The 23,582-nt window shown below is 61.5% G+C and carries 29 protein-coding genes; 15 read left to right on the forward strand and 14 right to left on the reverse strand.

What is annotated here, in order from left to right; translation table 11 throughout:
* Positions 1–53 precede the first annotated feature (53 nt).
* From LGQ03_RS08580 to LGQ03_RS08600, 5 genes are all read left to right on the forward strand, one after another.
* Positions 54–983: a histone deacetylase family protein gene (locus tag LGQ03_RS08580; protein ID WP_226748067.1), complete on the forward strand. Its 930-nt coding sequence runs from the start codon at positions 54–56 to the stop codon at positions 981–983.
* Complete coding sequence (locus tag LGQ03_RS08585; protein WP_226748068.1) at positions 976–1,215, forward strand: exodeoxyribonuclease VII small subunit; 240 nt, start codon at positions 976–978, stop codon at positions 1,213–1,215. Before LGQ03_RS08580 ends, LGQ03_RS08585 begins: the two co-directional genes overlap by 8 nt.
* The gene (locus tag LGQ03_RS08590; protein WP_226748069.1) at positions 1,215–2,078 is read left to right on the forward strand and encodes a polyprenyl synthetase family protein; all 864 of its coding nucleotides are present in this window, start codon (positions 1,215–1,217) and stop codon (positions 2,076–2,078) included. Before LGQ03_RS08585 ends, LGQ03_RS08590 begins: the two co-directional genes overlap by 1 nt.
* 7 nt (positions 2,079–2,085) lie before the next feature.
* Positions 2,086–3,999: a 1-deoxy-D-xylulose-5-phosphate synthase gene (dxs, locus tag LGQ03_RS08595; protein ID WP_226748070.1), complete on the forward strand. Its 1,914-nt coding sequence runs from the start codon at positions 2,086–2,088 to the stop codon at positions 3,997–3,999.
* Positions 4,000–4,212: 213 nt separating this feature from the next.
* Complete coding sequence (locus LGQ03_RS08600) at positions 4,213–4,557, forward strand: hypothetical protein (RefSeq protein ID WP_226748071.1); 345 nt, start codon at positions 4,213–4,215, stop codon at positions 4,555–4,557.
* 57 nt (positions 4,558–4,614) lie between these two features.
* Here the strand turns inward: LGQ03_RS08600 and LGQ03_RS08605 are convergent, their stop codons facing one another.
* From LGQ03_RS08605 to LGQ03_RS08635, 7 genes are all read right to left on the reverse strand, one after another.
* Positions 4,615–4,830, reverse strand: a complete 216-nt coding sequence (locus LGQ03_RS08605) for a DUF2805 domain-containing protein (RefSeq protein ID WP_226748072.1) — start codon at positions 4,828–4,830, stop codon at positions 4,615–4,617.
* Between the two features lie 40 nt (positions 4,831–4,870).
* On the reverse strand, positions 4,871–5,509 hold the full coding sequence (locus LGQ03_RS08610; RefSeq protein ID WP_226748073.1) for a hypothetical protein: 639 nt from the start codon (positions 5,507–5,509) through the stop codon (positions 4,871–4,873).
* Positions 5,510–5,623: 114 nt separating this feature from the next.
* On the reverse strand, positions 5,624–6,412 hold the full coding sequence (locus tag LGQ03_RS08615) for an ion transporter (protein WP_090158032.1): 789 nt from the start codon (positions 6,410–6,412) through the stop codon (positions 5,624–5,626).
* 57 nt (positions 6,413–6,469) lie between these two features.
* Positions 6,470–7,324 (reverse strand): SDR family oxidoreductase, encoded by an 855-nt coding sequence (locus LGQ03_RS08620; protein ID WP_226748074.1) that lies wholly within the window; start codon positions 7,322–7,324, stop codon positions 6,470–6,472.
* Positions 7,325–7,366: 42 nt separating this feature from the next.
* Positions 7,367–7,822, reverse strand: coding sequence for a hypothetical protein (locus tag LGQ03_RS08625; protein ID WP_226748075.1), 456 nt, complete (start codon positions 7,820–7,822; stop codon positions 7,367–7,369).
* Positions 7,819–8,301: an RNA pyrophosphohydrolase gene (locus tag LGQ03_RS08630; RefSeq protein ID WP_056030643.1), complete on the reverse strand. Its 483-nt coding sequence runs from the start codon at positions 8,299–8,301 to the stop codon at positions 7,819–7,821. The genes LGQ03_RS08625 and LGQ03_RS08630 overlap by 4 nt, the downstream gene beginning before the upstream one ends.
* Positions 8,302–8,367: 66 nt before the next feature.
* The gene (locus tag LGQ03_RS08635; protein ID WP_226748076.1) at positions 8,368–8,868 is read right to left on the reverse strand and encodes a L,D-transpeptidase family protein; all 501 of its coding nucleotides are present in this window, start codon (positions 8,866–8,868) and stop codon (positions 8,368–8,370) included.
* Between the two features lie 82 nt (positions 8,869–8,950).
* Between LGQ03_RS08635 and LGQ03_RS08640 the strand changes: the two genes are divergently transcribed.
* Positions 8,951–9,718: a bestrophin-like domain gene (locus LGQ03_RS08640; protein WP_226748077.1), complete on the forward strand. Its 768-nt coding sequence runs from the start codon at positions 8,951–8,953 to the stop codon at positions 9,716–9,718.
* On the opposite strand, the gene ribA is transcribed toward LGQ03_RS08640, so the two are convergent.
* The gene (gene ribA, locus LGQ03_RS08645; RefSeq protein WP_226748078.1) at positions 9,715–10,785 is read right to left on the reverse strand and encodes a GTP cyclohydrolase II; all 1,071 of its coding nucleotides are present in this window, start codon (positions 10,783–10,785) and stop codon (positions 9,715–9,717) included. The two genes, LGQ03_RS08640 and ribA, sit on opposite strands and share 4 nt — an antisense overlap.
* A gap of 156 nt (positions 10,786–10,941) precedes the next feature.
* Here ribA and LGQ03_RS08650 point away from each other — a divergent pair, with 156 nt between their 5' ends.
* Together LGQ03_RS08650 and LGQ03_RS08655 are read left to right on the forward strand one after the other, a co-directional pair.
* Positions 10,942–11,628 (forward strand): response regulator transcription factor, encoded by a 687-nt coding sequence (locus LGQ03_RS08650; RefSeq protein WP_056029596.1) that lies wholly within the window; start codon positions 10,942–10,944, stop codon positions 11,626–11,628.
* 441 nt (positions 11,629–12,069) lie between these two features.
* Entirely contained in the window at positions 12,070–13,293 is a 1,224-nt protein-coding gene (locus LGQ03_RS08655; protein WP_226748079.1) for a GAF domain-containing sensor histidine kinase, read from the forward strand.
* Between the two features lie 265 nt (positions 13,294–13,558).
* Here LGQ03_RS08655 and LGQ03_RS08660 read toward each other — a convergent pair whose 3' ends face one another.
* Genes LGQ03_RS08660 through LGQ03_RS08670 form a run of 3 tightly spaced genes read right to left on the reverse strand, consistent with a single transcriptional unit; the run spans position 13,559 to position 15,297 of the window.
* Complete coding sequence (locus tag LGQ03_RS08660) at positions 13,559–13,732, reverse strand: Trm112 family protein (RefSeq protein ID WP_083484199.1); 174 nt, start codon at positions 13,730–13,732, stop codon at positions 13,559–13,561.
* On the reverse strand, positions 13,729–14,367 hold the full coding sequence (locus LGQ03_RS08665) for an LON peptidase substrate-binding domain-containing protein (protein WP_090158026.1): 639 nt from the start codon (positions 14,365–14,367) through the stop codon (positions 13,729–13,731). The genes LGQ03_RS08660 and LGQ03_RS08665 overlap by 4 nt, the downstream gene beginning before the upstream one ends.
* A gap of 27 nt (positions 14,368–14,394) precedes the next feature.
* Entirely contained in the window at positions 14,395–15,297 is a 903-nt protein-coding gene (locus tag LGQ03_RS08670) for a thioredoxin family protein (protein WP_226748080.1), read from the reverse strand.
* Between the two features lie 99 nt (positions 15,298–15,396).
* Here LGQ03_RS08670 and LGQ03_RS08675 point away from each other — a divergent pair, with 99 nt between their 5' ends.
* Positions 15,397–16,029, forward strand: coding sequence for a GDSL-type esterase/lipase family protein (locus tag LGQ03_RS08675; protein ID WP_226748081.1), 633 nt, complete (start codon positions 15,397–15,399; stop codon positions 16,027–16,029).
* 72 nt (positions 16,030–16,101) lie between these two features.
* Here LGQ03_RS08675 and LGQ03_RS08680 read toward each other — a convergent pair whose 3' ends face one another.
* Positions 16,102–16,890, reverse strand: a complete 789-nt coding sequence (locus tag LGQ03_RS08680; protein ID WP_090158023.1) for an exodeoxyribonuclease III — start codon at positions 16,888–16,890, stop codon at positions 16,102–16,104.
* A gap of 10 nt (positions 16,891–16,900) precedes the next feature.
* Positions 16,901–17,896: an asparaginase gene (locus LGQ03_RS08685; protein WP_226748082.1), complete on the reverse strand. Its 996-nt coding sequence runs from the start codon at positions 17,894–17,896 to the stop codon at positions 16,901–16,903.
* Positions 17,897–18,065: 169 nt separating this feature from the next.
* Between LGQ03_RS08685 and LGQ03_RS08690 the strand changes: the two genes are divergently transcribed.
* Positions 18,066–18,599 (forward strand): invasion associated locus B family protein, encoded by a 534-nt coding sequence (locus tag LGQ03_RS08690; RefSeq protein WP_226748083.1) that lies wholly within the window; start codon positions 18,066–18,068, stop codon positions 18,597–18,599.
* A 94-nt stretch (positions 18,600–18,693) separates the two neighbouring features.
* On the forward strand, positions 18,694–19,875 hold the full coding sequence (gene rlmN, locus LGQ03_RS08695) for a 23S rRNA (adenine(2503)-C(2))-methyltransferase RlmN (protein ID WP_056029574.1): 1,182 nt from the start codon (positions 18,694–18,696) through the stop codon (positions 19,873–19,875).
* Between the two features lie 191 nt (positions 19,876–20,066).
* Here the strand turns inward: rlmN and LGQ03_RS08700 are convergent, their stop codons facing one another.
* Positions 20,067–20,912 (reverse strand): LOG family protein, encoded by an 846-nt coding sequence (locus tag LGQ03_RS08700; RefSeq protein WP_090158020.1) that lies wholly within the window; start codon positions 20,910–20,912, stop codon positions 20,067–20,069.
* Between the two features lie 83 nt (positions 20,913–20,995).
* On the opposite strand from LGQ03_RS08700, the gene dapD reads away from it, so the two are divergent.
* From dapD to LGQ03_RS08720, 4 genes are all read left to right on the forward strand, one after another.
* Positions 20,996–21,823, forward strand: a complete 828-nt coding sequence (gene dapD, locus LGQ03_RS08705) for a 2,3,4,5-tetrahydropyridine-2,6-dicarboxylate N-succinyltransferase (RefSeq protein ID WP_226748084.1) — start codon at positions 20,996–20,998, stop codon at positions 21,821–21,823.
* Entirely contained in the window at positions 21,823–22,116 is a 294-nt protein-coding gene (locus LGQ03_RS08710; protein ID WP_226748085.1) for a hypothetical protein, read from the forward strand. Before dapD ends, LGQ03_RS08710 begins: the two co-directional genes overlap by 1 nt.
* A gap of 89 nt (positions 22,117–22,205) precedes the next feature.
* On the forward strand, positions 22,206–22,454 hold the full coding sequence (locus LGQ03_RS08715; RefSeq protein ID WP_056029562.1) for a GlsB/YeaQ/YmgE family stress response membrane protein: 249 nt from the start codon (positions 22,206–22,208) through the stop codon (positions 22,452–22,454).
* Positions 22,455–22,530: 76 nt separating this feature from the next.
* The gene (locus LGQ03_RS08720) at positions 22,531–23,562 is read left to right on the forward strand and encodes a sodium:calcium antiporter (protein WP_226748086.1); all 1,032 of its coding nucleotides are present in this window, start codon (positions 22,531–22,533) and stop codon (positions 23,560–23,562) included.
* Positions 23,563–23,582: the final 20 nt, after the last annotated feature.

The following is a 23,582-nucleotide window of genomic DNA, read 5'->3' on the forward strand; positions in this document are numbered from 1 at the left end:
TTTGGCAAGATGATGCACTTGTCCTTTGACGCGGGGCAGGGTTTGCTGTGGTCATGAAAACAGTTTTGATCACACACCCCGATTGTCTGGATCACGTCACGCCGCCCGGCCATCCTGAACAGGTCGCCCGCATGGACGCCGTGGCGCAGGCCTTGCAGGATATGGACCTGAACCGCGTCACTGCACCGATGGCAGCCGAGGATGACGTGTTGCGCGTGCATCCGCGGTCTCATTTAGAGGCGCTGCGCCGTGCTGCGCCTGCCGAAGGGTGGGTCTCATTGGATGCCGATACGCATATGTCTCCCGGAACACTGGCTGCGATCTGGCGCGGCGTCGGCGGTGCGGTCCGCGCCGTCGACATGGTGCTGGGGGGTGATGCGCAGAACGCTTTCGTCGCGATGCGCCCGCCCGGACATCACGCGGAAAAGACGACGCCGATGGGGTTCTGTTTTTTCGGTAACGTGGCGATCGCCGCCAAACACGCACTGGATCATCACGGGCTGGGCCGCGTCGCGATCGTCGATTTCGACGTGCATCATGGCAACGGCACGCAGGATCTGGTGGAGGACGATCCGCGCATCCTGTTCTGTTCAACGCACCAGAGCCCGCTGTATCCGGGCACTGGCCGCGCCGATGAAACCGGCGTTGCGGATAACGTCATCAACGTACCGCTGGCCGAGGGCACGGACGGCGCCGGTTTTCGCCGCGCCATGAACGATCATGTGCTGCCGCGCCTGCGGGATTTCAAACCCGAGCTGATCCTGGTGTCCGCCGGGTTCGATGCCCATGCCGCCGACCCGCTGGCGGGGCTGGAACTGGTCGAGGATGACTTTGCCTGGATCACCGCGCAACTGTGTGATCTGGCCGATGCGTTCTGTGCCGGGCGGGTGGTGTCCTGCCTGGAGGGCGGCTATGACCTGACGGCGCTGGGCGCCTCTGCGGCGGCCCATGTCAAGGTTTTGAGGGAGCGATGCGATGGCTGATACGCCAGTGAACGAAATGACCTTTGAGGATGCGATCAAGGAACTGGAGCGCGTCGTCGGCCAGCTGGAACGTGGCGATGTGGCGCTGGACGACAGTATCGCGCTGTATGAACGCGGTGCGGCGCTGAAAAAGCGGTGCGAGGCGAAATTGTCCGAGGCCGAGGAAAAGGTCGCCAAGATCACCGTCGGCCCCGATGGGCAGGCCGCCGGTCTGGGTCCGCTTGATCCGTGATGTTCACCAACCAACTGGCGCTTGATGCCTCTGCCGCGATCCGTCTGATCGAAACCACGCTGGCACCGGGGGCCGATGTGCCGCTGCGTGATGCGATGCTCTATGCGGTGCAGGGCGGCAAGGGGCTACGGGCCTTTTTGGTGCGCGAGGGCGCGCGCCTGCACGGCGTCGGTGATCTGGCAGGCCATGCGGCCGCCGCGATCGAGGCGGTGCATGCCTACAGTCTGGTGCATGACGATCTGCCGGCGATGGACGACGACGACCTGCGCCGTGGCCAGCCGACCGTGCATCGCAAGTGGGACGAGGCAACGGCGATCCTGACGGGTGACGCGTTGCAATCACTGGCGTTCGAACTGATCTGCGAACCGGGGTCGGGCGTGTCGGATGCGGCCCGCGCCAACCTGGCGCTGACCCTGGCGCAGGCGGCGGGGGCGCGCGGCATGGTGTTGGGGCAGGCGCTGGATATCGCCGCGGAAACAGGCCCCCCGCTGGATCTGGATGCGATCACGACGTTGCAGGCAGGCAAGACGGGCGCGCTGATCACATGGTCGGCCTGCGCCGGACCGCGGATCGCGGGTGATGACATCAGCGCGTTGCGGGCCTACGGTGACGCGCTGGGCCTTGCGTTCCAGATTGCCGATGACTTGCTTGACGCGACCGGTGATGCCGCCACCGTGGGCAAGGCCGTGGGCAAGGATGCTGACGCGGGCAAGGCCACGTTCGTGTCACTGCTGGGGCTCGATGGCGCGCGCGCGCGTGCGCATGATCTGGTGGAAAACGCCTGTGACGCATTGACCGATTACGGGTCCAGCGCCGATACCTTGAAAGAAGCCGCGCGATTCGTCATCGCGCGCGACAAGTGAGGACACCATGACCGACAGACCGCACACACCCCTGCTGGACACGGTGCAATCCCCCGCCGACATGAAAAACCTCTCGAACCGCAAGCTGCAACAGCTGGCCGACGAGGTGCGATCCGAAACCATCAGTGCCGTGTCCGTCACCGGCGGGCATCTGGGTGCGGGTCTTGGTGTTGTCGAAATGACCGTTGCCCTGCATGCCGTGTTCGATACCCCCCGGGACAAGATCATCTGGGACGTCAGCCACCAGTGTTATCCGCACAAGATCCTGACCGGTCGCCGCGACCGTATCCGTACCCTGCGCCAAAAGGACGGGTTGTCAGGTTTTACCAAACGGTCAGAGAGTCCCTATGATCCCTTTGGCGCGGCGCATAGTTCGACCTCGATCAGTGCGGCGCTCGGCTTTGCCGTGGCGCGGGATCTGGGCGGTGACGTGGGTGATGCGGTCGCCATCATCGGTGACGGGTCGCTGTCCGCCGGCATGGCCTACGAGGCGCTGAACAACGCAGGTCATCTGGGCAAGCGTCTGATCGTGATCCTCAACGACAACGAAATGTCGATCGCGCCTCCGACGGGCGCGATGTCGTCCTATCTGTCGCGGCTCTATGCCGGGGCACCGTTCCAGGACCTCAAGGCCGCAGCCAAGGGGGCCGTGTCGTTTCTGCCGCCGCCCCTGCGCGAGGGTGCAAAACGCGCCAAGGACATGCTCAAGCATATGACCGTGGGCGGGACACTGTTCGAGGAACTGGGTTTTTCCTATGTCGGACCCATCGACGGGCACGACATGGATCAGCTGATGGCGGTGCTGCGCACGGTCAAGGACCGCGCCGACGGACCGATCCTGATCCACGCCATCACGACCAAGGGCAAGGGGTTCGCCCCGGCCGAAACCGCCGCAGACAAGGGCCATGCGCGCGGTAAATTCGATGTCGTCACCGGCGAGGTGCAAAAGGCGAAATCCAACGCGCCGTCCTATACTTCGGTCTTTGCGAATGCGCTGATCGCGCTGGCCGATACCGACAGCCGGATCTGTGCGATCACGGCCGCCATGCCCGACGGCACCGGGCTGGACAAATTCATGAAACGCTACGCCAGCCGGTGTTTCGACGTGGGCATCGCCGAACAGCATGCGGTGACCTTTGCCGCCGGGCTTGCGGCGGGGGGGATGAAACCGTTCTGCGCGCTTTATTCCACGTTCCTGCAACGCGGCTACGATCAGGTGGTGCATGACGTCGCCCTGCAACGTCTGCCGGTGCGTTTCGCCATCGACCGCGCCGGGCTGGTGGGGGCGGATGGGGCCACCCATGCGGGCAGCTTTGACGTGGCCTTTCTGGCGAACCTGCCCGGTATCGTTGTCATGGCCGCATCGGACGAGGCGGAACTGGTGCGCATGGTTGCCACCGCTGCCGCGCACGATAGCGGACCGATTGCATTCCGGTTCCCCCGTGGCGAGGGTGTGGGGGTCGAGATGCCCAGCAACCCGCAGCCGCTGGAAATCGGCAAGGGCCGCATGATCCAGGAGGGAAGCGGCGTCGCGATCCTGTCGTTCGGCACTCGCCTGTCAGAGGTCCAGACCGCCGCCGAGGCGCTGTCGGCCCGTGGGATCACGCCGACCATTGCCGATGCGCGCTTTGCAAAACCACTCGACCGCGACATGATCCTGCAACTGGCCGCCGATCACGACGCGCTGATCACGATCGAAGAGGGTGCCGTGGGCGGATTTGGCAGCCACGTCGCGCAACTGCTGTCCGACGAAGGCGTTTTCGACAAGGGCCTGAAATTCCGGTCCATGTGTCTGCCCGACACGTTCATCGACCAGTCCAGTCCGGCGGACATGTATGCGATGGCGGGCCTGAACGCCGAGGATATCGAGGCCAAGGTGCTCGAGGTCATGGGCGTCGAAGTGATCAGCAAACGCGCGTGATATTGCGCGCGCGCTGACGGGCAAAGCATCGTCCTGGGCGTCTTGGACGTCTGCACTCTCGTGATGCGCGCGTACCGAAAATGGTCAACCTGTCTGGATGTTTCAGACACCGCCGCGGGTCAGATCCAGACAGGACCATCGCCGAGAATGCGATGCGCGAAAGGCGCAAGATTCGGGTCGCTATCGTCGGTGGGCTATGATCGATTCGGGCACATGACGCAGCTTACGATTGCCCTGATCCTTTTCCTTGCACCGCTGGCCTATTCGCCTGGGCCGGGGAATATGTTCTTTGCGGCCAATGGCGCGCGTTTCGGGTTTCGTGCGACGGTCCCGGCGAACCTTGGCTACCATGCCGCTACATTGGTTGTGACGATTGGGATCGGGCTCGGCTTCGATTGGATATCGCGCGAAGCGCCGATGTTCTTGGCGTTCTCCCTCTATGCCGCCCTTGGCGAGGGCATGACAGCGCGCTGGCGTAGTCCGGATACCGCCCGTTTTCTGAACCTGTCGTTTGCCGCGATACTGGCAGGAGTCGCGATCTGGATGCTGCTGGCGTAGTCTTTTGAACTTTGCGCAGGTGCAGACAGCCCGTCACCGAATTCACGCAAATCTAGCTTATTTGTAAACCGCCCGCCTGTCCCCGAATTCCCGCAGGCGCTTACGCCATGCCTTGTAGCTGCCTGCCTTCAGGTTTTCGCGCATCAGCGTTTTGACATGTTTGTCGCTGACCCCGTATTCGCGCTGAATATCGGCAAAACTTGCGTGGTCAGACAGCGCCATCTCGATGATGCCGCTGATATGGTCGGGGGGCAGGTCTGGTGTCTTGGACATGGGTCAGACTTAGCGGTGCGTCTCCCTGCGGCAACCCGGTTCAGGTCGGTTTGCGGGTCCGCAGGCAGATCGCCATGACGAACAGAATCGGGATCAGCAGTTCCAATGCCTCTTCGACGATGCCGCTGCCCTGAACGACCTCGGTTGCGACCTCGACACCGAAAGCGCCCAGTTTGCGCCCCAAGCCGTCGATCGTCTTGGAAAAGGCGGCGATGAACAGCCCCGCCAGAAACAGCAGCGCCCACGGTGCGCCACGGCGCAAATCACGCCACAACAGCGGCGCGCGGTATCGCGCCAGCATGACCAGCGCTGCGATCAGCAGAACCCAAATCGCGACCGCCAGCGATTTTTCCCACAGCGCGGTGTCATACAGCAGGATCTTGGTGCTCAGGATGCCCTCGCTGGTCAGCGCCTTGTCGAGATCGCCTTCGCGCGCTGCCATGAACAGCAGGATCACCGGCACCGGCCAGAACACCGGACGCGCGCGCCACAGATAAATCACCAGCGCGTAGATATAGCCCAGCATCGACATCGTTTCGACCGATCCGCCCTCGCGCGTCAGCGACCCGCCATCGCCCAGCATCAGCCAGTCCAGGCCGATCACCCCGGCGGCGACAATGGCGAACCCTGTCGCAAGATGCAGTGATCTGGTTTCGGGTGTGGTGTCTGTTGGTGTCATGATGCCACGTCTGAGGAATGGGAAACGGCGAATTTTCGGCGCCTACGCGAGATCATCGCGCGATTGAACAGCGCAGGCCAGAAATTCTGCCAATCACCTTAACCAGTTTCAGGGTCAGGATGATTTTCTGTCCGACATTTCGCCGATCCGGCGTTCGATGTCTTCCAGCTTGGCCATGACGCTGTCGCGGTAGGCGTCGGTGGCGGCGTTGCCTTCTTCGGCGTGGGCATCCTGCATCGAATTCACGATCAGACCGACCAGCAGGTTCACCACCGCGAATGTCGTGACCAGAATGAACGGAACAAAGAACATCCAGGCCAGCGGATAGACCTCCATCACAGGCCGCACGATGCCCATGGACCAGCTCTCGAGGGTCATGATCTGGAACAGGGAATACAGGCTGTGCCCCAGCGTGCCGAACCATTCGGGGAACGCGCTGCCGAACAGTTTCGTGGCCATGACCGCCCCGATGTAGAACAGGATGCCCATCAGCAGGAACACCGACGCCATGCCGGGCAGGGCTGTCACCAACCCCTCGACCACGCGGCGCAGTGATGGCGCAACGGAAATCACCCGCAGCGCCCGCAGGATGCGCAAGGCACGCAACACCGACAGCCCCTGCGACGATGGAATAAGTGCGATACCCACGATCACGAAATCAAAGATGTTCCAGCCGCTGCGCCAGAAATCGCGCCCGCGCACGAACAGCTTGATCGTCAGTTCCACGACAAAGATCGCCAGACATAGCTGATCCAGAAACAGGATCAGCGGCCCTGCCTGTGCCATGACGGGCGCGGATGTCTCCAGCCCCAGCAGCACCGCGTTGAAAATGATAACCCCCAGAATGAAATTCTGGACCAGCCGACGGTCAAGCTGATGGGCAAGGGTGGTGCGCAGGGACATGACGGGCCTTCATATGGTTTGCGCCGATATGCCCAGCGTCCGGATGGTTTTCAAGGTTCAGCCCTCTTGCGCCAGCAAGGCGCGCAACCCGCTGCGATAGTCGGGGAACAGCAGTTCGACCCCCAGTTCGTCCTTGATGCGGTCGTTGCGGACCTTCTTGCTCTCGGCGTAGAAACTGCGCGCCATCGGGGACATCTCCGCATCCTCGAATGCCACTGCCTCTGGTACGGGCAGTCCCAGCAGTTCCGCGGCATAGGCGATCACGTCCTGCGGGGGGGCCGGGTCATCGTCACAGACGTTGTAGGCCGCACCGGGGTTGGGCCGGGCGATGGACGCCGCCAGCACCCGCGCGATATCCGCGACATGGGTACGGCTGAATACCTGACCGTCCTTGATGATGCGCCGTGCCGTGCCGTTGCGCACCTTGGCAAATGGACCCCTGCCGGGGCCATAGATCCCCGCAACCCGAAAGATATGCAGCGGCAGACCGGGGATCGCAGACCATGCCGCCTCTGCCGTGACCCGAGCCTGACCGCGTTTGGTGGCGGGGGTCAGCGGTGCGTTTTCATCCACCCAGTCGCCCTCGTGGTCGCCGTAGACCCCCGTGGTGGACAGATAGCCGACCCATTCAAACTGGCCTGCGCGTGCCGCGATTGCGTCGTGCAGTTCCGCCAACACCGGGTCACCGTCGTCACCGGGTGCGGCGGATATCAGCAGATGCGTTGCAGCATCCAGCGCCGGGATGATGTCGGCCCCCGGCCATATGCGCGGCTCGACCCCGCGCGCCAAGAAGGCGGCGGCCTTGTCCTCGTTGCGCGTGGTGCCGATCACGCGCCAGTCGCGCGGCAACAGCAGCCGTTCCAGCGCCTGCGCCGAATAGCCGTGTCCGAATGAAAGCAATGTTTGTGTCATGGCGGGACAATCGCCCCCTTGGGCCCCGGGTGCAAGGTGCGCTTAGTCAGCGGGCGCGCACATTCCGTCGTTCAGGCAGGCGGTCAGCCTGTCCTGCAAGGCCGCATCAGGTGCCGCGAAAATCCATCCGCCACAGGCCCCGATCTCGATCGTCGGCACGTCACCCTCGGCGTTCAGGAAAACCAGCACGTCGTCCTCTGTTGGAATGCCGCCGCACCACGGACCCGCGCAGCTGACGGCGACGCGCACGTCCTCGGCAAAGGGCACATCGAACCCCGTCTGCGACAGGCCCACCCCCTCGATACGTCCGGCAAAGACACCGGGTTTCGTGATCGGGTCCGGCGCAGGCTGGTTCAGCGTGATCTGGCCCGTCAGCAACAGGTAGGGGGCGGTGCTGGCGTTGGCACGGTCAAAGGCCTCCAGCGGGTCGGGCGCAATACAGCTGAGCGCTGCAGCCTGCGTGCCCGCCAGCGTCAGCGCCACTGCGATCGCTTTCACAGTTTTGCACCCAGTTCAGCCAGCACCTGTTCATAGACCGCCCGTTTGAACGGCACGATATTGGCGACCAGTTGGTCGCGCGGCATCCATTTCCATTCCGAAAATTCGGGATGCTCGGTTGCGATGTCGATATCGCTGTCCTCGCCGTGGAACCGGAACAGGAACCATTTCTGTTCCTGCCCGCGATATTTGCCGCCCCAGACCTTGCCCACCAGATCATGCGGCAGATCATAGCGGATCAGGCCTGCCGTTTCGCCTTCGATGGTGATCAGCCGGTCGGATACGCCAGTTTCTTCCCACAGCTCGCGCAGGGCCGCGTCGCGGCAAGTCTCGCCCGGGTCGACCCCGCCTTGTGGCATTTGCCATGCGTCTGCATCCCGGTCCAACCGGCTGCCGACCCAGACATGGCCGCGGGTGTTGACCAGCATCACACCCACACAGGGGCGGTAGGGCAGGTCGCTGATTTGCGCGTCGGTCATAAACTGGCCTTGAGGTTTCATCGCATGTCCTTTCGTTTGGCAAATTTATGCAGCCAAGGTCCAGCGTTAAGCGATAACAAGCCGATTGAAAGGCTCTAACCGTGCCGCTATCCAGCGCAGGTGATCGCGCCGAAAGGCAACACAGCCTGCGGTCGGGCGACCCGGCCCGCGCCATTGATGCAAAAAAATGGCGGACCCGCGTCCCGGCACGGCAGCGGGGTAATTCCAGTCCGTCACCAGAATCAGGTCATACATGGGGTCAGCGCGGCGCAGGGATTCGCAGCTGTGCGCATAGGGGGCCCGCACCAGATGGTTGTAATCGGGATGCGCCGGATCATCCGACCACAGATCACGCGGCCCGATGGGGCGGGCCCAGGGCGCTGGCCGCGCCATACGGTCCGCCCGATACAGCATGTCGACGATGTGGTGCACACCGCGCGGGGTCGCCATGTCACCCTCTGCCTTGGTCGCCGCATCCGTCAGACCGCCGCGCCCGATGGCGCAGGGAAACCGACGTCCGCGAAATCGCACGTGGGTCGGCGTCAGGATCAGGTCATCGTGGCTCATGGGTGCCTCGTGTTGGGTATCGCAGGCATAGACCGACCCCAAGCGCTGGGCTAGCCTGTCTTTGGACAGAGCGGGGATGGCGATGAGTCTACATGAATGGGTGATGGCGGGCGTTTTTGCCTTGGCGAACGCGGTCGGTGTGATTGCGATCTACGCGATCACCCGCGCAATTTGGGGCGGAAAGCAAACAGACGAAACCCAAACGCTCGCCGGGTCCGTCCTGCTGCGTGTCGCGACCCTGCACGGGTTGATCCTTGCCCTCGTCTTTGCTCAGGAACTCTCCGACTATTCTGATATCCGCGCCGATCTGGTGCGTGAGGCAACGGCCATTGCCGATATTTTCAACGACATACGCCGGTACGAGACCCCTCAGATGCAAGAGGTACAGACCATGTTGGCAGACTACCTGCGTCACGCGATCAGCACCGAGTGGGACTCGCTGTCACAAACCGGCAAGTTGACGGCACAGGGGTGGGGCCTGCGCGAGCAGGTGTACCAGACTGTTCTGAACCTGGATCCCGAAACGCCGCGCCAGACGGATCTGCGTGCTCACATGGTTGCCAAATCCCAACTTATCGCAGAGCTTCGGCAAAGTCGCGAAAACAGCGCCGTGCGGACCTTGTCAGGGCTCTTTTGGTTTGCTGCGATCATCGGACTGGTCTGGGTTGCGGTGCCCTATCTGACCTATTCACCAACGCCCCTGCATCTGTCGCTGCTGTCGCTCTACGGGGCCTACAGCGGTGTCATCCTATATGTCATCTATGCGTTTTCAGATCCCTTTGCGCAGCCGGGGGCGCTACCGCCAACCGCGTTCATCCAGCTCCTTGCAGGTGAAATGGGTCACTATTAAAGCAAGTGACCGGATTTTGCCGCCTTGGTCGCGAGGTAGGCGTGGTTATGGGCGTTCTCGCCCACCTTCAGCGCGACCCGCTCGGCCACGCGCACACCGGAATCCTCCATCCGGGCAATCTTGGCGGGGTTGTTCGTCAGCAGCCGCACCGCCCCGAACCCCATCTGTTTCAGGATTGCAGCACCAATGCGGAAATCGCGTTCATCGTCATGAAATCCCAGCCGGTGGTTCGCCTCGACCGTGTCGAAACCCTGATCCTGTAACGCGTAGGCCCGCATCTTGTTGGCCAGACCGATGCCGCGGCCCTCTTGGTTCAGATACAGCAGGACGCCAGCGCCTTCGGCGCCCATCTGGGCCAAAGCGGCACGCAGCTGCGGGCCGCAATCGCATTTCAGACTGTCCAGCAGGTCGCCAGTGAAGCAGGCCGAATGCAACCGCGCGAGCACGGGCGCATTGCGATCCGGATTGCCGATTTCGACGGCGTAATGTTCCTCTGCACCGTCATCGGGGCGAAACACGTGCAGCCGGCCTGCCTCTGACACCGAAATCGGCAGACGGGCGCTGGTGATAGACCGCAATGCGGCCTCTGCCGTCGTCAGTGCCGCATCGGCATCCACGACCGTCAGCCCGTGTACCCGGGCAAAGCTTGTCGCATCATCCAGCGGCGCGATGACCGCCGCAGGCAGCAACCGCGCCGATTTGCAAAGTGCCACGGCAACCCGCGCCAGTAGCGGCGATCCCTCTCGCAGGCCGCGCAGCGGTCCCTTCATCGGGTGGCGCAAATCGCCGCTTGGATCGGCCAGCGCCCGCACCCAGGCCACGCTGGTGTCCGACGGCAACGCGATCCGCGCCACGTCGCCGTCATAGGCTGCAACCTTCAGCGTTTTGGCTCGCCAGTCGGTCAGGGCCACGGCGGCCCCCAGATCGCGCAGCGCGTTCAGTCGGGCGGCATCCAGCGTTTCGGCAGCCAGCATGACCCCCGCACCTGCGACAACCACAGGCACCCCCATGCGCAGATCGGCACGCGCCCGTGCCAGACGTTCCGTGTTGTCCGGTGCCAATGACATCGCGCGTAATCCTCTGTTCCCTTGGTGATCTAGGATGAACTGCGGCAGATTGAAACATTGGGGCATCAATTCACACGTCCGTGTGAACTATTTGCAGCATTGGTTGTTGTTCCTGTGACGGACCACACCTGACGTTGAGTAATACCGGAGTAGATGATGGCACAGTTAAAGAAAATTCTGCTTGTCGACGACGACGACGATCTGCGCGAGGCGTTGGGCGAACAGCTCTTGATGACCGAGGATTTCGACGTATTCGAGGCCGATGACGGCGCATCCGCCATGACCAAGGTCAAGGAACAGCTGTACGATCTGGTCATTCTCGATGTGGGCCTGCCCGACACCGACGGCCGTGAATTATGCCGCCTGATGCGCAAGCAGGGTGTGAAATGTCCCATCGTCATGCTGACCGCACAGGACAGCGACGCCGACACGATCTATGGCCTCGACGCGGGTGCCAATGATTACGTCAGCAAACCGTTCAAGTTTCCCGTGCTGCTGGCCCGCCTGCGCAGCCAGCTTCGGACCCATGAACAATCAGAGGATGCGGTATTCCAGCTGGGGCCGTATTCGTTCCGGCCTGCGCAAAAACTGCTGGTGACCGAGGACGACCGCAAGGTGCGTCTGACCGAAAAGGAAACCAATATCCTCAAGTTCCTCTACCGCGCCTCTGACGGTGTGGTGCCGCGCGACGTGCTGCTGCACGAGGTCTGGGGCTACAACGCGGGCGTGACCACGCATACGCTGGAAACCCACATCTACCGCCTGCGCCAGAAAATCGAACCCGACCCCGGCAACGCCCGTCTGCTGGTCACAGAACAAGGCGGCTACCGTCTTTCGAGCTGACGCGCAGCACATGCCGCGACCGCGCCAAAAATGCCGCGACATTGCTTGAATTGCCGACAACCTGACACCTCGCAAAACCTGCGAGGTGTCTTTGGTTTCAATGTCAGCGGTGCGGACTTTTCCGACTTTAACTGCAACCGCGAAATTGAATTGACTTGAAAGCCAGCACCGACACCAAGGGCGGGGAGCGGTCATTCGCTGCGGCTTTATGCTGGTCGTGCCGTAGAGTTCGAGGCTGACGTTCGGATACCTCACAGACGGGAAAGTTCTCTGCATCGCCGCAGTGCAGAAGTTAGTCAAATGAGCCAATCAAGCTTTTTCGCGAGCTCCAAGCAATGCCACACTTCTAACACAATCTCATGTCCAAAAGTGTCCTCTAAGTCTTTGACAGGAGTATGATGTCTCGATCGACCAACCTAGCCAAAAACAAGGAGCAGCACTATGGCGAAAACGTATACGTTCGAGGCGCTTGGGTTGCTGCATGGCAGCATGGACGAGAGCCTCGTTAACATCAACATTCTTGCAAGCCGAGTGTTTGGTGTACCTATCTCTTTTGTCTCGGTTCTCGAAACGCAAGAAGGCCGGCAATACATCTCTACATACGTAGGGTCTTGTTTTGACGATCCCGCCGTTCGCGACGTGCCCGTCGAAGAATCAATCTGTCAGTATGTAAAGATAAGCCAGCAGACGGTCGCGATTCCAAATTTGCTCGAGGATGCTCGGACTCGGGATAATGACTTCATACTCCAAAATGGTTTGCGTTCCTATCTCGGCAGTCCAATCCATACAGTGTCCGGAAAAGTAATCGGCGCAGTCTGTTGCATGTCTGACAAAACGCGAGATTGGACGCAGCATGAAATAGATATCCTGGAATACATGGCTCGTTGCGTTGATGATATCGTGAGGGCGAGGACCTCAGCCCTCGAGGAACATAAAGCGCGTGTCGACCTGCAAGAGATCATGGCAACCCGCAGTGGATACATTGCGCATATGATTCACGAAATCAGAACGCCGGTTACAGGAATTGTTGGCGCGATCAAACTTCTAAAGAGTGGAAAGTCTGGAGGAAAATCGAAAAGCTTGATGTCCATCCTTGACCGATCAGCGGATAAGCTATTGAAATTCGTCAATGATGTACTTGATCTGACCAAAATTGACGCTGGACACTACGAAGTCGTAGAAGAAGAAATTGATATCGGAGAGTTTGCCAGTGATATCTTGAGCGAATTCCAGAGCCTTGCAAATTCAAAATCCATAACTCTCAGTGTCAACAATCAACTCGCTGGCAACACGTATCTAGCGGACAAAGGTATGCTTCAAAGCATTATGCAAAATTTGATAGGAAATGCTGTCAAGTTTACGGAGACCGGCTCTATCACAGTTAGCATTGGCGAAGATTCTTATGGCCAAGTTGCCATTGACGTCGTCGATACAGGCATTGGTATTGCGCCAGAGCATCATGAGAAAATCTTCAAGGAATTTGAGCAGGCTGACTCCAATACAGCAAGAACTTACGGAGGAACAGGCCTCGGCATGCCAATCGTGAAACGTATGGTCGACCGGATGGACGGTACAATCACTCTTAAAAGCGAACTAGGCCAAGGTTCGACATTTTCGATCTTGGTTCCTTTGGAAATAGCGACCCAGCAGGACGTAGCTGCATAAGTTTAGGCTTCAACGGCCGCTGTTATTTGCTGTCAGAGCCTAACCGTCAAAGATGCTGCGCCATGGGTGAACGGCCGGTTTGGTGCGGTTGCATTCCAGCCCAGGGGCATGGAGCAAATGGCAGCTTTGGGCCGCGAGCAACAGATTGGATTTTCTGCAAGTTCAAAATTCTGCGGGGTGGCATTTGGAAATGGGGGCTCTCACCTGCCGATCGGCCCGAGACCGATGGCATGATCCATCGGCGGGCACCAGTTCCCCAAAAGGGTCAATCCAGCTTGCGGGCCTCGTCGACCAGCATCACCGGGATACCATCGCGGATCGGAAACGCGAGGCCCGCACGTTTGCTGATCAACTCTTGCGTCTGCGCGTCATAGCTCAGCGGGCCCTGGGTCTGCGGGCAGATCAGCGCCTCCAACATACGGCCGTCGAACACCGTCATTGCATCATCTCCGCACTGCCGCCCCGCAGGGCATATTCGATCAGCGTCACCAGCGTTTCGCGCCGCGTCGTCAACGACGGCGCCTCCAGCAGGGCCTGTTTGTCCTCTGGTGGAAAGGGGCACAGCATCGACAGCGAATTGATCAGCAGTTCGTCCTCGGCATCGCCCAACTGGTCCCAGTCGGTTTTCAGGCCCTGATCCTCGAAATAACGGCACAGCATGTCCATGAACACATCCCGTTCAAAGCCGTCATCGTGTTCGGCCGGGCCCAGGTCGCGGGCGAATCCGTCCCATTTCACATTGCAGCGTCGATAGGGCTGGAAACCCTCGACCTCCTTGGTGATGCGAAACCGCGATACGCCGGCCAGCGTGATCATGTAACGCCCGTCGTCGGTTTCGTTGAACGCGGTCAGACGTCCCGCACAGCCGATGCTGTGCAGCCTGCTTTCCTTGCCGGGGGCCTCGAACGGCTGTACCATTCCGATCAGCCGGTCCGACGTCTTCATCGCATCCTCGATCATGGCCAGATAGCGCGGCTCAAAGATGTGCAGCGGCATCCGCCCACGCGGCAGCAGCAATGCGCCGGGCAGCGGAAAAATCGGGATCGTGTCAGGCAGATCTGATCGGTTCATCATGTCCGATGACTTAGCTTGCACCGCACCTTAGGCAAATATCATCGACGACAATTTGCGCCGCCCCGTCAGCGCGACCGGATCCTTGGGGTCCAGTGCGTCGAACAGCTGGAACAGCTGGGCCTTGGCCGCGCCGTCGTTCCACGAGGGGTCCAGACGAAAGGATTCCAGCAAATGATCGACCGCCGCCTGTGTCTCGCCCCTGGCGGAGAGTGCCGTGGCCAGTTCCAGCCGCGCCGCGTGGTCTGCGGGATCTGCCTCTACCTTTGCCTGCAAATCTGCAACGGGGCCTGTGTTGGCCGCCGCGCGCAGCAGGCTGATCCGTGCTGCCAGCGCCTCAAGAGCAGGATCATGGCTGATCTCGGCAGGGGCACCGTTCAAGATGGCCTCGGCCTGATCCACGTCGTCCAGCGCCAGATAGGCACTGACCAGACCGGCATAGGCGGGGGCAGACTGCGGGTCCTCTTGCAGGATCGCGGCAAATGTCTCCGCCGCGTCCGCCGCAGCCCCCTCGTCCAGCATCTGCTGTGCCGCCGCGATCGCATCGGCCAGACCGTCATCCTCGGCCTCGCCGCCCATATCGGCGATCTTTGTCACAAAGGCGTCGACCTCGGAGGGCGGCAGCGCACCCTGGAACCCGTCGACCGGTTGGCCTTGCCAGAACGCATAGACCGTCGGCAGCGATTGCACCCGCAATTGCGCCGCGATCTGCTGGTTGGCGTCGGTGTCGATCTTGACCAGCTTGACCCGGCCACCGGCCTTGGTCACGGCAGCCTCGATCGCCGGACCCAGCGATTTGCACGGCCCGCACCAAGGGGCCCAAAAATCCACGATCACGGGGGTGGTCATCGAGGCATCGACGACGTCGGCCATAAAGGTCGCGTCGGTGCCATCGATGATATGGGTCTCGGGCGTGGCGGTCAGATCCATCATGCCGCGTCTCCTTTTGATATTGTCTTACGCGTATATGTGGGCGCGACCGGGCCGGGGCAAGGCATTTGACCTGCATCCGACCGGGGTCTAGCCTGCGGCATGGCACGCACGATCCTGACATTTGGCGACAGCAACACCCACGGCACCCCGCCCATCGTGACGCGCGGTGTTTATGCGCGCTATGACGCGGACACCCGCTGGCCCACGCTGACGGCACGCGCGCTGGATGCGGACCTGATCGAAGAAGGCCTGCCTGGCCGTCTTGCCCGCGCTGACAGCGACCCCGAAATGGGCGCGCATATGAACGGCCATCTTGGCCTGCATATCGCACTGAACAGCCATGGTCCCATCGACACGCTCACGCTGATGCTCGGGACCAACGACTGCAAGGCACACTTTGGTCAAACACCCGCAGGGATCGCTGCGGGTATCGCGGGCCTGCTTGCCATTGCCTGTGGTGACGCGGCGCAGACGCGCCATGGCGGGTTCGGCATCCTGCTGATCTGCCCGCCGCCCATCGTGGAAACCGGCCCCATCAGTCAGGTCTTTCTTGGTGCAACCAACAGATCACAGGCGCTTGCTTCCCTCTACCGTGATCTTGCGGCAACCTGGGGCACGGGATTTCTGAACGCCGCAGACCACATCGCCGTCAGTTCTCAGGACGGTGTACACTTCGATCCCGATGCCCACAAAACTCTCGCAGCAACGATAGCGATCGCCCTGCGGCCCTAATTCTTCTGGTCCGAAATATCCCGGGGTGTGGGGCAGCGCCCCACCCCAAATTTTCGCGAAAATTTGGCCGCCCTACAGATCGAACGTGGCAAAGACGGGGGCGTGGTCGCTGGGCTGGTCCCAGCCGCGCACGTCACGCAGCACCCGGCTGGAATGCGCGGACCCCGCGATATCGGGCGTGGCCCAGACGTGGTCCAGCCGCCGGCCTTTGTCGGCGCTATCCCAATCGGGCGACCGGTAGGACCACCAGGAATACAGATTGCCCTGCGGTATATCCTGCCTTGTGATGTCGACCCAGTCACCCGCGTCCTGCACCTGCGCGAGGTGTTCGACCTCGATCGGCGTGTGGCTCACGACCTTCAGCAGCTTCTTGTGATCCCAGACATCGTCCTCACGCGGGGCGATGTTCAGATCCCCCACGAGGATCGCGCGCGCCGGCCTTTGCGCGTGAAACGCGTCGCGCATGTCGGTCAGATAATCCAGCTTTTGCCCAAATTTCGCGTTGATCGCGCGGTCCGGTTTGTCGCCGCCGGCCGGCACGTAGAAATTATGCACCGTCACACCATTGGCCAACCGTCCTGCGATGTGCCGCGCGTGACCAAGACCTGCGTAATCGGCGGCACCCACCTCTTCGATCGGCATCCTGGACAGGATCGCCACCCCGTTATAGCCCTTCTGGCCGCGACCGATGCGGTGCACGTAACCCAGCGCTTCGAACTGTTCCGTCGGGATCTTGTCCATCGGTGATTTGCATTCCTGCAAACACAGCACGTCGGGTCCCTCGTCGCGCAGCAGCCGCGCGACCAGGTCTTCGCGCAGGCGAACCGAATTGATGTTCCATGTGGCGAGTGTGAATGACATCGGTCTCTCCTTACAACAGGGCGCGGGTGGGGCGGATATGGCCGCACAGCGTGCCGCGCCAGTTGCGGATTTCGGGCACCATCCGGGCACGGGTGGCGGGGTGGTCCGCGTCCAGCACGCCCAGTTTCACCAGGATCGCGGCAATCGCCGCCTCGGCACCGCGCGTGCTGCCGTCCGTGATCTTCAGCGCCACGCCCAATTTGCGTTCGGGGATGATCGCCACGAATACCGCCTCGGCCCCCGTCTTGATCGCCACGCGGCCGTCCATCGCGCGCATCAGGTCGGTGCAAGCGCGTGTCTCGCCCGCGACCAGTTCGGGATGCGCGGTCATCGCCTGCGTCAGCCGCACCATCGCCTGCGACCGCGTGTCGCTGCGGTCGCCCGCACTGGCAAAGCTGGCCATCGCGCGGGCCAGACCCTGCACGCTGGTGGCGAAATTCGGCGCGGAACAGCCGTCGATCCCGTAGCCGGGCGAGGTCATGTCGGTCACTTCCTCGAACGCAGCCTTGCCCGCCTGCTGCACGGGATGATCCACCAGCTCATAATCCGCCGCACCGCCCAGATGGCGGTTCAGCGTCAGAAATCCGGCGTGTTTGCCAGAACAATTGTTGTGGATCTGGCAGGGTTGCGCATGGGCGCGAATGATTTCGTTGCGGGCCGGGATATCGCCGGGCCACTGCGGACCGCAGCGGAAATCACTGTCTTTCAGGCCCAATTGGTCCAGCCAGACCTGCACCCGGTCGGTATGAATATGCGCGCCCTGGTGGCTGGCGCAGGCCAGCGCCAGTTGTTCCGACGTCAGCCCGTGCGCATCGGCGGCCCCGCTCTCGATCAGGGGCAGCGCCTGGATCATCTTGCACGACGACCGCGGAAAGATCACCGCCATCGGGTCGCCCCAGGCCTGCACGATCTGGCCGCTGTCGTCGCAGACGACCGCATGGCCGCTGTGCAGCGACTCCAGCATGTCGCCGCGGTGAACTTCGATCAGGGGGGCAGGGGATGACATATTGGTCCTTTCACCCACGGCTTTGTGCGTGGAATTGGCTTTTATGTTTGGGCGGTTTTTTGCTAGACCCATGGCTATCTGGTTGAACAGGATGCCGCCAGACGAAAAGGTCGCCAAGACCGGTGCGGCACATACGGAATGAGGCAAGGGCAGCTTGGAGGCCTATGACATGATGAACAAAACGACCTTTGCGACGACACTGGCCTGCATGTTGGCCGTGGCGATGCCGGCAGCGGCACAGCAGACCACCGACAACCTGGTCGCGGCCAACACGGACTGGAGCACGTTCGAGGCGGAAAACCCGCGTGAATGCATCAGCGTGTCCGCACCCACATCCAGCACGCTGACCGACGGCAACGGCAACCCGACCTCCGGCACGCGCGGCGACATCTACCTCATGGTGTTCTACCGCCCGGGCGCAAACGTGCAGGGGCAGGTGACATTCACCGGCGGCTATCCTTTTGCATCGGGGTCCACCGTGGATCTGACGGTCGGTGACAGCACGTTCCAGCTCTTTACCGAAGGTGAATGGGCCTGGCCCGCCACCCCCGAGGATGACGCCCGCGTCGTCGCGGCCCTGAAGCGCGGTGCCGATGCTGTCGTGCGTGGCCGGTCAGGTCGCGGCAACATCACGACCGATACGTTTTCGCTGCTGGGCTTTACCGCCGGCGTCGAAGAGGCCGAGAACCGCTGCGCGTCCTGATCTGCGTCACAAGAATTGCGAGGCCCGGTTTTCCATTGGAAACCGGGCCTTTTTGCTTATATGGGACAGGCTTCACGCCGACAGGGGTATTGATATGACCGCGACCGCACCGATCACACAGGACGTCCACACCATGCCGCGCAAGCTGCCGGAGGGACCGTTGAACCTCGTCGGCCTGACCCGCGACGCGATGCGTGATGCGTTGATCGCGATCGGCACCCCCGAAAAACAGGCCAAGATGCGGGTCAGCCAGATCTGGCAGTGGATCTATCATCGTGGCGTGCGTGACTTTGACCAGATGACAAACCTGTCCAAGGATTTCCGCGCCTTGCTGGCCGAAAAATGCGTGGTGCAACTCCCCGAGGTGGTGACCCGCCAGATTTCCGAGGACGGCACCCGCAAATACCTCGTGCGGATTGCGGGCGGCCACGAGGTCGAGGTCGTCTATATCCCCGAAACCGATCGCGGCACGCTGTGTGTGTCGTCACAGGTCGGTTGCACGCTGACCTGTTCGTTCTGCCACACCGGCACGCAGAAACTGGTGCGCAACCTGACTGCCGGCGAAATCGTGGGTCAGGTGATGCTGGCGCGCGACGATCTGGACGAATGGCACACGCCAGGTCAGGGCACCGGCGAGAACGGCCCGCGTCTGGTGTCGAACATCGTCCTGATGGGCATGGGCGAGCCGCTATATAATTTCGAAAACGTCCGCGACGCGATGAAAATCGCGATGGACGGCGAAGGGCTGGCCCTGTCACGCCGCCGCATCACGCTGTCCACATCCGGTGTGGTGCCCGAAATCGCCCGCACCGCGCAGGAAATCGGCTGCCAGCTGGCCGTCAGTTTCCACGCGACCACGGACGAGGTGCGCGACAAACTCGTGCCGATCAACAAACGCTGGAACATCGCCGAATTGCTGGATGCCTTGCGCGAATACCCCAAGGTGTCGAACTCTGAACGGATCACGTTCGAATATGTGATGCTGGACGGCGTGAACGACAGCGACGACGACGCGCGCCGCCTGATCAAGCTGATCGAAGGCATCCCGGCCAAGATCAACCTGATCCCGTTCAACGAATGGCCCGGCGCGCCCTACAAACGGTCGTCCAACAATCGCATCCGCGCCTTTGCCGACATCATCTACAAGGCAGGTTACGCCAGCCCCATCCGCAAACCCCGCGGAGAGGACATCATGGCCGCCTGTGGCCAGCTGAAATCGGAAACCGAACGCGCAAGGAAGAGCCGCAAGCAGATCGAGGCCGAGGCGGGGATGTAATCCAGCCGCAAGCCTTCTTTAGCATGTGTTAAGCAGCGCTTTCAGAGCTCGCCTTGATCTTTGTTGCGGCTTCACTCAGGCAGCGCTTCGACCCGGTTTGCCAATGAATTCTTAACGAAGGTTATGAAATCATTGGCAAATAACATAATATGTTTCGCACGCGAAACATCATCGAATCGACATATATCGGCCTAGCGGCCCGGAATTTCCGCCCGTTTCTGTCCGGCCCCGTCCCAGGCATCGATCGCGGCGATGGCTTCTTCTGCGGTGTCCACAAAGCGGAACAGCTTCAGATCATCCGGCGAAATCGTGCCTGCATCGGCCAGCGCGTCCCAGTTGATGATCTTTTCCCAGAAATCGCGACCGAACAGCAGGAACGGCACCTTGGTCATGCGCCCGGTCTGGATCAGCGTCAGCGCCTCGAACATCTCGTCCAATGTGCCGAACCCGCCGGGGAACACGGTGACGACCGACGCGCGCATCAGGAAATGCATCTTGCGCGTGGCAAAGTAGTGAAAGTTGAAACACAGCTCTGGCGTGACGTATTCATTCGGGGCCTGTTCGTGCGGCAGCACGATGTTCAGGCCGATGGACCGCCCGCCAGCATCCACGGCACCACGGTTGCCAGCCTCCATCACACCCGGACCGCCGCCCGTGACCACGACGTTGTCGCGTCCGCCATCACGCAGCGACCGTTCCGTCATCATCCGGGCAAAGGTCCGCGCCTCGTCATAGAACGCCGTCAGGTCGGCCAGCGTCTGCGTCCGCGCGGTGTCCTTGTTCACCGGATCGGGGATACGCGCCCCGCCGAACATCACGACGGTCGATTGCACGTCAGCCTCGTTCATCAGGATTTCGGGCTTGAGCAGCTCCAACTGCCAGCGCACCGGACGCAATTCGTCCCGGCACATGAAATCATCGTCGGTGAACGCCAGTTTATAGGACGGCGCACGCGTCTGCGGTGTGTCAGGCACCCCCTGGGTCGCGGCGCGATCCTCGCCCGAATGGCGGAGGGGGTGGGTGTGGTCGTCCTTCATGGCGTGTCCTTGTGATTGCGCGGCAGGGCCTGCGTGGTCTATAGCCGCCGCCAACCAGTGTCACCAGCCAAAGGGATCATCCGATGTCCAATGCCCAACTCGAAACCGCAATCGAAACCGCATGGGATGATCGCGACAGCATCAGCCCCGCCACCACCGGCGAGGTCCGCGAGGCGATCGAGGACACGTTGAACGCCCTCGACAGCGGCACATTGCGCGTGGCTGAACGCCGCGACAACGGTGACTGGCACGTCAATCAATGGGCCAAAAAGGCGGTGCTGCTGTCGTTCCGCCTGAACGACATGGAACCCATCAGCGGCGGCCCCGGTGGCGCGACATGGTGGGACAAGGTGCCATCGAAATTCGACGGCTGGGGCGAAAACCAGTGGCGCAATGCAGGTTTCCGCGCCGTGCCCGGCAGCATCGTCCGCCGCTCGGCCTTCATCGGCAAAGGCGTCGTGCTGATGCCGTCGTTCGTGAACCTCGGCGCCTATGTGGACGAGGGTTCGATGGTCGACGGCTGGGCCACGGTCGGCAGCTGCGCGCAGATCGGCAAGAACGTCCACCTGTCCGGCGGCGTCGGCATCGGTGGCGTGCTGGAACCGATGCAGGCCGGCCCCACGATCATCGAGGACAACTGCTTTATCGGGGCCCGGTCCGAGGTCGTCGAAGGCTGCATCATCCGCGAAGGATCCGTGCTGGGCATGGGCGTCTATATCGGCAAATCGACGAAAATCGTGGACCGCGAAACCGGTGAATTCACCTACGGCGAGGTGCCGCCCTATTCCGTGGTCGTGGCAGGCACCATGCCATCCAAGAACGGGATCAACCTGTATTGCGCCGTGATCGTCAAACGTGTGGACGAACAGACCCGGTCCAAGACCGGCATCAACGAGCTGCTGCGCGACTGATGATCGTTAGCCGTTTTGTCGCCCGCCGCCGGATCGCGGCGGGCGTCCGCCCCGGCTGGTTCGCGGCATGGGGCCTTGTGGCGCTGGATGCGCTGATGTTGCTGGCGGTGCTTGGCCTGATGTTCATGCCCGTCATGTCGCTGATCTATGCCAGCCAGCCATCGGTCATCGTAACGGTCGGCATCTTTTTCGTCCTGTTTTTCCTGCCGATACAGGTGGTGTTGATCCTGTCGTCGCTCTGGGCCGCGAAATCACGATATGTGGGTTCGGACGACAAATTCACAACGCTGTGACAATTCTGTGGAACCTCGCCCAATGCTGAGGCGTTCTGTCGCAGAATACCCCGGCTACGGGGCGAAATTGTAAATCGAAGGAAAACCTTATGGGCTGGTTAGCAGCAATCATCGTCGGCGGCATCGCCGGCTGGCTTGCAGAGAAATTCATGAAATCGAACATGGGCCTGCTGGCCAACATCGGTCTGGGTATCCTGGGCGCGATCGTGTTCAACTTCATCTTTGGCACGTTGCTGGGTCTCTACGCCGCCGGCGCAAGCTTTAGCCTTGGCTATCTGTTTGTCGGCTTTGTTGGTGCCTGCATCCTGATCTGGATCGCGCGCAAGGTGCGTAGCTGATCCTCTTTGATCAGGACCGACAAACAAAGCGGCGCGCAGGTTTGCGTGCCGCTTTTTTAGTTAAAGGCCATCGCACATGATCGCGAATCTGCCCCTACCGCTGCTACTCCTTGTTTTCATCCTCGCCGCTGCGGCCGTCGTCGTGTCGTCGATCAAGGCAACGGGGCTGGCCGATGTCATCGCCGACCGCACGCGCATGGGCGAGGCGCTGGCCGGTGGTCTGATCCTGGGTGCCGCCACGTCGCTGGCCGGTGTCGTTGTGTCGGTGGATGCGGCGATCAGCGGTGATGCAAGTTTCGCCTTTTCAAACTCGGTCGGCGGGATCGCGGCGCAGACGCTGTTTCTGGCGCTCGCGGACATCATCCACCGCAAGGCCAATCTGGAACATGCGGCAGCGGAACCCGCCAATCTGTTTCAGGCGGTCATGCTGATCGTGCTGCTATCGATTCCGCTGTGTGCGATGGCCGGTCCTGATATGGCGTATTTCGGGGTGCATCCGGCGTCGATCCTGATGTTCCTGGCTTACCTTGGCGGCGTAAAGCTGACGCAGACCGTATCGGAACAGCCGATGTGGCGACCGGTACAGACCCGCGACACCCGCACCGATGAACCCGAGGACGACGACGAAAAAGACCGCTCGGCATTGCGCCCGGCACTGATTTTCCTGGCACTCGTGGCGGTGATGGGTCTGGGCGGTTACGTCATTTCTCAGGTCGGTGGCAGCCTGATCACCCGGTTCGGTCTGGCATCATCCTTGGTGGGTGCCGTGATTACCGCCGTGGTGACGTCACTGCCGGAATTGGTGACGACACTGACGGCAGTCAAACGCGGTGCGCTGCAACTGGCGGTGGGCGGCATCATCGGCGGCAACACCTTTGACACGCTGTTTCTGGTGGCATCCGACGTCAGCTATCGCGACGGGTCACTGTTCCATGCGGTCAGCGGTACCGACCTGTATTGGCTGGCAACGGGTCTGCTGATGACAGCCGTCTTGCTGGGCGGTTTGATCCTGCGACAACGCGCGGGTCCGGGCCGGATCGGCATCGAGAGCGTGCTCATGATCTTGATCTATTGCACCGCGCTGGCCGTGCAGTTCACCGCCGCTTGACAAGGGTGCCGTGCCCGCGC

Source organism: Loktanella gaetbuli, assembly GCF_020531945.1.
GTDB lineage: Bacteria > Pseudomonadota > Alphaproteobacteria > Rhodobacterales > Rhodobacteraceae > Loktanella > Loktanella gaetbuli.

Bases quoted from the DNA above. Each gene is read 5' to 3' on its own strand.
- LGQ03_RS08590 (WP_226748069.1), top strand. From the start codon at position 1,215: ATGTTCACCAACCAACTGGCGCTTGATGCCTCTGCCGCGATCCGTCTG.
- dxs (WP_226748070.1), top strand. From the start codon at position 2,086: ATGACCGACAGACCGCACACACCCCTGCTGGACACGGTGCAATCCCCC.
- LGQ03_RS08650 (WP_056029596.1), top strand. From the start codon at position 10,942: ATGGCACAGTTAAAGAAAATTCTGCTTGTCGACGACGACGACGATCTG.
- LGQ03_RS08580 (WP_226748067.1), top strand. From the start codon at position 54: ATGAAAACAGTTTTGATCACACACCCCGATTGTCTGGATCACGTCACG.
- LGQ03_RS08690 (WP_226748083.1), top strand. From the start codon at position 18,066: ATGATGAACAAAACGACCTTTGCGACGACACTGGCCTGCATGTTGGCC.
- rlmN (WP_056029574.1), top strand. From the start codon at position 18,694: ATGACCGCGACCGCACCGATCACACAGGACGTCCACACCATGCCGCGC.
- LGQ03_RS08640 (WP_226748077.1), top strand. From the start codon at position 8,951: ATGAGTCTACATGAATGGGTGATGGCGGGCGTTTTTGCCTTGGCGAAC.
- LGQ03_RS08700 (WP_090158020.1), bottom strand. From the start codon at position 20,912: ATGAAGGACGACCACACCCACCCCCTCCGCCATTCGGGCGAGGATCGC.
- dapD (WP_226748084.1), top strand. From the start codon at position 20,996: ATGTCCAATGCCCAACTCGAAACCGCAATCGAAACCGCATGGGATGAT.
- LGQ03_RS08675 (WP_226748081.1), top strand. From the start codon at position 15,397: ATGGCACGCACGATCCTGACATTTGGCGACAGCAACACCCACGGCACC.
- LGQ03_RS08655 (WP_226748079.1), top strand. From the start codon at position 12,070: ATGGCGAAAACGTATACGTTCGAGGCGCTTGGGTTGCTGCATGGCAGC.
- ribA (WP_226748078.1), bottom strand. From the start codon at position 10,785: ATGTCATTGGCACCGGACAACACGGAACGTCTGGCACGGGCGCGTGCC.
- LGQ03_RS08615 (WP_090158032.1), bottom strand. From the start codon at position 6,412: ATGTCCCTGCGCACCACCCTTGCCCATCAGCTTGACCGTCGGCTGGTC.
- LGQ03_RS08630 (WP_056030643.1), bottom strand. From the start codon at position 8,301: ATGACCGACGCGCAAATCAGCGACCTGCCCTACCGCCCCTGTGTGGGT.
- LGQ03_RS08665 (WP_090158026.1), bottom strand. From the start codon at position 14,367: ATGATGAACCGATCAGATCTGCCTGACACGATCCCGATTTTTCCGCTG.
- LGQ03_RS08585 (WP_226748068.1), top strand. From the start codon at position 976: ATGGCTGATACGCCAGTGAACGAAATGACCTTTGAGGATGCGATCAAG.
- LGQ03_RS08685 (WP_226748082.1), bottom strand. From the start codon at position 17,896: ATGTCATCCCCTGCCCCCCTGATCGAAGTTCACCGCGGCGACATGCTG.
- LGQ03_RS08715 (WP_056029562.1), top strand. From the start codon at position 22,206: ATGGGCTGGTTAGCAGCAATCATCGTCGGCGGCATCGCCGGCTGGCTT.
- LGQ03_RS08605 (WP_226748072.1), bottom strand. From the start codon at position 4,830: ATGTCCAAGACACCAGACCTGCCCCCCGACCATATCAGCGGCATCATC.
- LGQ03_RS08670 (WP_226748080.1), bottom strand. From the start codon at position 15,297: ATGATGGATCTGACCGCCACGCCCGAGACCCATATCATCGATGGCACC.
- LGQ03_RS08680 (WP_090158023.1), bottom strand. From the start codon at position 16,890: ATGTCATTCACACTCGCCACATGGAACATCAATTCGGTTCGCCTGCGC.
- LGQ03_RS08620 (WP_226748074.1), bottom strand. From the start codon at position 7,324: ATGACACAAACATTGCTTTCATTCGGACACGGCTATTCGGCGCAGGCG.
- LGQ03_RS08660 (WP_083484199.1), bottom strand. From the start codon at position 13,732: ATGACGGTGTTCGACGGCCGTATGTTGGAGGCGCTGATCTGCCCGCAG.
- LGQ03_RS08610 (WP_226748073.1), bottom strand. From the start codon at position 5,509: ATGACACCAACAGACACCACACCCGAAACCAGATCACTGCATCTTGCG.
- LGQ03_RS08635 (WP_226748076.1), bottom strand. From the start codon at position 8,868: ATGAGCCACGATGACCTGATCCTGACGCCGACCCACGTGCGATTTCGC.
- LGQ03_RS08720 (WP_226748086.1), top strand. From the start codon at position 22,531: ATGATCGCGAATCTGCCCCTACCGCTGCTACTCCTTGTTTTCATCCTC.
- LGQ03_RS08600 (WP_226748071.1), top strand. From the start codon at position 4,213: ATGACGCAGCTTACGATTGCCCTGATCCTTTTCCTTGCACCGCTGGCC.
- LGQ03_RS08710 (WP_226748085.1), top strand. From the start codon at position 21,823: ATGATCGTTAGCCGTTTTGTCGCCCGCCGCCGGATCGCGGCGGGCGTC.